Origin of the sequence: Sporosarcina sp. P13 (assembly GCF_002743055.1) — a bacterium.
Classification (GTDB): domain Bacteria; phylum Bacillota; class Bacilli; order Bacillales_A; family Planococcaceae; genus Sporosarcina.
In genome coordinates, this window is record NZ_PDYM01000062.1 from 1 (window position 1) to 5,404 (window position 5,404).

Here is a 5,404-nt window from a genome sequence, read left to right on the forward strand (position 1 = left end):
CAAGAGGGGCAAGAACCGTTGTCATTGGAAAATGAATCGCTAAAAACGTTGTATAGTGAAGGGCTTTATGATGACAATGAGAAAAAGTGGCAGGAAGCATTCCCGCTAAAAGAACGATTTGAAAAGAAAAAACAACTAGTTAAGTAAGTTTAGAAGTTTGAACGAATAATCATAGTGCTGTGCTTATTAAGTCTGCAATTAAGGAGCGAGAAACAATGGCTAAATATACGATTGTTGATCAAGAAACATGTATTGCTTGCGGTGCTTGTAGTGGTGTCGCGCCCGATATATATGATCATACCGATGACGGTGTATCTTACGTAACGCTTGATCAGAATGAAGGAATGGTAGAAGTCCCGGAAGAGTTGTTTGATGATTTGGAAGATGCATATGAAGGATGTCCTAGCGAGTCAATCAAAATTTCGGACGAGCCATTTCAAGGAAATGCACTAAAATATGAAGAAGCTATGTAACATTAGCAATTTATATGCTAGAAATAGGGGATAGATCACTGGGTCTGTTTAATTTCAGTAGCAGCTACAAGTGATAAAAGCATACTACATTTACGCTTAAAGAAAGAACACAGTGAACGGAGTGGGTTAGATGTACGGAGAAGATGAAGTTTTCGATATTACGATAATTGGTGGAGGTCCAGTTGGATTATTCACTGCATTTTACGCTGGACTCCGTCAAGCAAAAGTAAAGGTTATTGAAAGCTTACCACAGCTTGGCGGGCAACTTTCTGCTCTCTATCCTGAAAAGTATATTTACGATGTAGCAGGATTTCCTAAAATTACTGGTCAAAAATTGGTTGATAACTTAACGGAGCAAATGAAGCAGTTTGATCCAGTAGTCGCCCTTAATGAGGGAGTTGAAAAACTGGAAAAGCAACCTGATGGGATATTTAAAATTACGACAAATAGTGCAGATCATTTCTCAAAGACTATTATTATTACAGCAGGAAACGGTGCATTTAATCCAAGAAAGCTTGGGTTAGAAACGGCTGATAAATACGAAGGGAAAAATCTGCATTATTTTGTGAGTGATATGCAGAAATTTGCTGGAAAAAAAGTTCAGCTATTTGGAGGCGGGGATTCAGCTGTTGATTGGGCGCTAATGCTTGAACCGATAGCCGAGGAAGTAATACTTACTCATAGACGCGATAAATTCCGTGCGCATGAACATAGCGTGGAACTACTTAAAAACTCTAAAGTGAAAGTTATGACCCCTTATGTACCACAAGAGTTTATTGGAGAAGATCATATTGAGCACGTCATTCTTGAGCATGTAAAAGGTGATGGAACAAAAAGTATCGAAGTTGATGATGTAATCGTAAACTATGGTTTTATTTCGACACTTGGTTCAATAAAAGATTGGGGACTTGAAATTGAGAAGAATAGCATAGTTGTTAATTCCAAAATGGAGACAAATATTGCTGGGATTTATGCTGCTGGGGATATTTGTACTTATGAAGGGAAAGTGAAGCTTATTGCTACTGGTTTCGGGGAAGCACCTACCGCGGTCAGCAATGCAAAAGTATACATCGACCCTAGTTCAAAAGTGCAAGCTCCCCATAGTACGAGTGTCATGGGCGAGAGTGAAGATAAGATAGTTTCCGTTACACTTTAATTTAAAGAATGAGAAAAGATTAATCGAAACGAGGTTTAACTCGATTTTGATTGATTTTTTTTTGTAGTTATATTTTTATATCAAGCACTTACAACAGATATCCATTTTTGGTATAAGCAAAGGAGAGAATTTCACATGATTACAAAAATTGAACATATAGCAATCATTGTAGAAGATATGGACGAATCCATTACATTTTATTCAAAAATATTTGGTTTTACAGTACGTCTTCGTGGAGAAAATCCCAATCGAGAAATGGCATTTTTATATTTAGAAGCTCAACCTGATACTGAAATAGAATTAATTAGAGATATTGATCCGGTCGGTGAATATAACCGAAGTGGGATTGTAAATCATCTTGCTTTTACAGTGGAGGATATCGATCTGTCTATTCAACATTTCAAGGATAAAGGGATTAAGTTTATATCAAGTGAACCTCAACCAACCCTTGAAGGTGGGCGTATGATTTTATTTAATGGTCCGAATGATGAACTTTTGCAGCTGGTTGAGCGCTTAAATGCATGACTGCCGGTGAAGGTAGATCGCTGTCTATGAACACGATCCGAAGAATGATGTATTGGTAGTTAGGTGAGTTACCCGGTATATACCCGGTATATAATAGAAGGAAGTTATCATTCCTATACTAAAGACTACCGGGTAGTCTGAGTTTAGGTAAACCTTTTGGTGTAAAGGTGTCTGGAATCCTAGTAGCGATAGTTAGTACCCATAATGGCGGTACAAGACATCGTTGCGTGGTGACAGACACTTTTTTAGTTTAACTTACACTATTTTTTCGTACTAAACATACAGAATATTTAATACTTTCAGACCTAATGTGTAGTAGTTTAAATATTGCAAATGTTTTATTATGAAACTAGATTAAATACCTAGATGTAATTTTCAATCAACATTTGATCTAGGATGAAAGGTTAGATTTTTTAATGCCGTTGATTAGTTAAGTATTGTCATTTCTCGAATAGATGATCAACTTCTATTACTAGTAGGGAAATTTGAATATTATGACATGAAACAATTAGTAATGGGGAGGAAGGAATTATGACTATTCAATTACAAAACCAAAAACAAAGTCAGCTTGATCAAGTGTTGACTGAAATTCGTGTTCGACGTGAAGAATTTGAACAGAAGAGACATGTACCAAAGGATATGATAGCGCAACTGAAAAAACTAGGCGTCTATCGCGCACATTCACCACAGCGTTTCGGTGGAGATGGTAGCTCACCAATGGAGTTTCTTAAACTAATAGAGAAAATCTCTGAAGCTGACGGTTCCGCGGGATGGGTAGCAAGTTTTGGATCTGCTGCTGTCTATCTAGCAGCCCTACCACAAGAAACGCTTGCAAAAATTTACGCAAATGGTCCAGACGTGGCGTTTGCAGGCGGTTTGTTTCCAGTCCAGCCCGCAGAGAGAGTAAATGGTGGATGGATTGTTAACGGTCTTTGGAAATTTGCAAGTGGGTGTAAGGGAGCTGATATTCTTGGTGTTGGTATCGGTACTGGAGAAGGTGGTAAACCACTCACCGCTGTAATAAAACCAGAGGATGTTGAAATCATTGAGAACTGGGAAGTTATCGGGATGCGTGGAACGGGTAGTCATGATCTGCGTGTGAAAGATGTTTTTGTTCCAGATGAATGGACATTTGTTCGTGGCGGTACTCCGACTATTGAAGAACCAATTTCTCAATTCCCATCCATTGCTTATGCAGCGCAAGTACTAGCGGTGGTTAACCTTGGAGTGGCACGAGCAGCACTTGAAGAAATTTCTTTGATGGCGGGACGTTCTGGTATTACGGGTGCACCTAAAATGGCTGATCGAGCTTACGTACGAATCTCCGTAGCAAAAGCAGAAGCCAAACTTAGATCAGCACGTGCCTTTTTCTATGAAGCTACCGAATCCGCTTGGGAATCGATCCTCAAGGGCGACGGCGTTTCCGCTGATCAAACAAGCATGCTCCGTCTTGCAGCTGCTCAAGCCGCGCGCGAAGGTGCAAACGCTGTACAATCGGCTTACTTACTTGCGGGAACCTCAGCTATTTACGACGGACACCCGTTGCAACGATACCTTCGAGATGCGATGGTAGTTACGCAGCACGCTTTCCTGAACGAAAGCATGTATGATGGCGCAGGGTCAGTACTCTTGGGTGTGCCTCCGATGAAAGGTTACATTTGATAAAAGTAATAAACATAAACAATACGCTGTTTTATGAATTGGCATTCCATTGTATAGTGCGTTCAAAAGGTTGAGAATACACTTCCGCTAATGTAAAAAAATAAAAAAGTATACTATGTACCTAAATGATTTAACGGAATGTATAAGAACCATTCTACAACTTAAAATGAAAACGCTGTCATCCCGGTTGAATGTATGGATGATAGATCACTCTAAAACTACCAATTATGTCCGAAGTACTATAAAAAATAGAAAAATCGTAGCTCTATAAGAAGTTAAAGTGATCATAGCGAGAATCTATTAATGAATTAGGGGGAATTACAATGTTAACACCAGAAGATAATCAGTTACTCACTCAAACAGATGCCGGCACACCAATGGGGGATGTGTTTCGGAGATATTGGATACCAGCGCTTCAATCAGAGGAATTGGTAAGTGACGGAAAGCCACAACGCGTGAAGTTGCTAGGTGAAGACTTAGTCGCGTTTCGAGACACCGAAGGAAAAGTGGGCCTTATTGATGAGCGATGCCCGCACCGTGGCACTTCACTTTATTATGGAATTAACGACGGTTGTGGTATTAGATGTATGTATCATGGCTGGAAGTTCAATACAGACGGAGAGTGTACAGAAATCCCCTCAGAACCGACCGATGGGAAGTTTAGAGAATCGATTCAATTAAAGAGCTATCCAACAAAAGAAGTGAGTGGCATTATTTGGACGTATATGGGTCCTAAAGAATCTGAACCTGCTTTCCCAGATTTCTATTGGATGAGCCTACCACGGGAAAATAATCTAGTTGAACGCGTGTGGCAGGAATGTAACTATGCACAGGCGATGGAAAATGATTTAGACTTTGTCCACGCCGCATTCTTGCATAAAGCCCATGCAACACAAGAAGTAGAAGAAGGGATTTTAAGTAGTGATTTAGGCATTGATCCGAATCATCCCCTCGTTAAAAATCCACCAGTGAAACAATCAGTTCAAGATACGAACTATGGGAAGCGATGCATCGCAGTCGGAATCGGAACAGAGGAAGAGAATGCCTTTATGGAAATTCATTATATCTTCCCATTCTATACGTACCCACCACGCTTTGGCGGGGAAGATGGTATGTGGCATGCCTTTGTACCACGGGATGATCATAGTACGTGGACGTGGGATGTACAATTCGCACATGATCGGAAGATTGATGTGGAAGCACAGCATGCTCGCCGCGGCCTGAAATTGGATGAAAACCTAAGAAAAGTAGTCAATGCGGATGTTGAATATAATCAAGATCGGGATTTACAAAAGACTGGAAACTTCACAGGTATTCGTGGGATTGCGAACCAAGATCATGCAGCAACCGAAACGATGGGCACAATTGTCGACCGTACACGGGAGCGATTAGGAACAAGTGACTTGCCAATTATTCATATGCGTCGGATCTTACTGCAACAGGCGAAAGCGTTCCAAGAGGGGCAAGAACCGTTGTCATTGGAAAATGAATCGCTAAAAACGTTGTATAGTGAAGGGCTTTATGATGACAATGAGAAAAAGTGGCAGGAAGCATTCCCGCTAAAAGAACGATTTGAAAAGAAAAAACA

Annotated in this window: 5 protein-coding genes; all 5 read left to right on the top strand. The window is 40.2% G+C overall.

Translation table 11 applies throughout. From position 1 onward, the window contains the following. The first annotated feature begins 215 nt into the window (after window positions 1-215). Window positions 216-473: a ferredoxin gene (locus CSV79_RS16140; protein WP_099690073.1), complete on the top strand. Its 258-nt coding sequence runs from the start codon at window positions 216-218 to the stop codon at window positions 471-473. 130 nt (window positions 474-603) lie between these two features. After that, a complete protein-coding gene (locus tag CSV79_RS16145) occupies window positions 604-1,629 on the top strand; it encodes an NAD(P)/FAD-dependent oxidoreductase (RefSeq protein WP_099690074.1) in 1,026 nt (341 codons plus the stop codon). Between the two features lie 135 nt (window positions 1,630-1,764). Beyond that, window positions 1,765-2,154: a VOC family protein gene (locus tag CSV79_RS16150; protein ID WP_099690075.1), complete on the top strand. Its 390-nt coding sequence runs from the start codon at window positions 1,765-1,767 to the stop codon at window positions 2,152-2,154. Window positions 2,155-2,685: 531 nt separating this feature from the next. Continuing rightward, window positions 2,686-3,816: an acyl-CoA dehydrogenase family protein gene (locus tag CSV79_RS16155; protein ID WP_099690076.1), complete on the top strand. Its 1,131-nt coding sequence runs from the start codon at window positions 2,686-2,688 to the stop codon at window positions 3,814-3,816. Window positions 3,817-4,139: 323 nt separating this feature from the next. After that, on the top strand, window positions 4,140-5,404 hold a 1,265-nt coding region (locus tag CSV79_RS16160; RefSeq protein ID WP_099690077.1), incomplete at its 3' end, for a Rieske 2Fe-2S domain-containing protein.

What these genes read in the sequence shown, in the direction of transcription:
- CSV79_RS16140 (WP_099690073.1), top strand. Translation starts at nt 216, where the DNA reads ATGGCTAAATATACGATTGTTGATCAAGAAACATGTATTGCTTGCGGT.
- CSV79_RS16145 (WP_099690074.1), top strand. Translation starts at nt 604, where the DNA reads ATGTACGGAGAAGATGAAGTTTTCGATATTACGATAATTGGTGGAGGT.
- CSV79_RS16150 (WP_099690075.1), top strand. Translation starts at nt 1,765, where the DNA reads ATGATTACAAAAATTGAACATATAGCAATCATTGTAGAAGATATGGAC.
- CSV79_RS16155 (WP_099690076.1), top strand. Translation starts at nt 2,686, where the DNA reads ATGACTATTCAATTACAAAACCAAAAACAAAGTCAGCTTGATCAAGTG.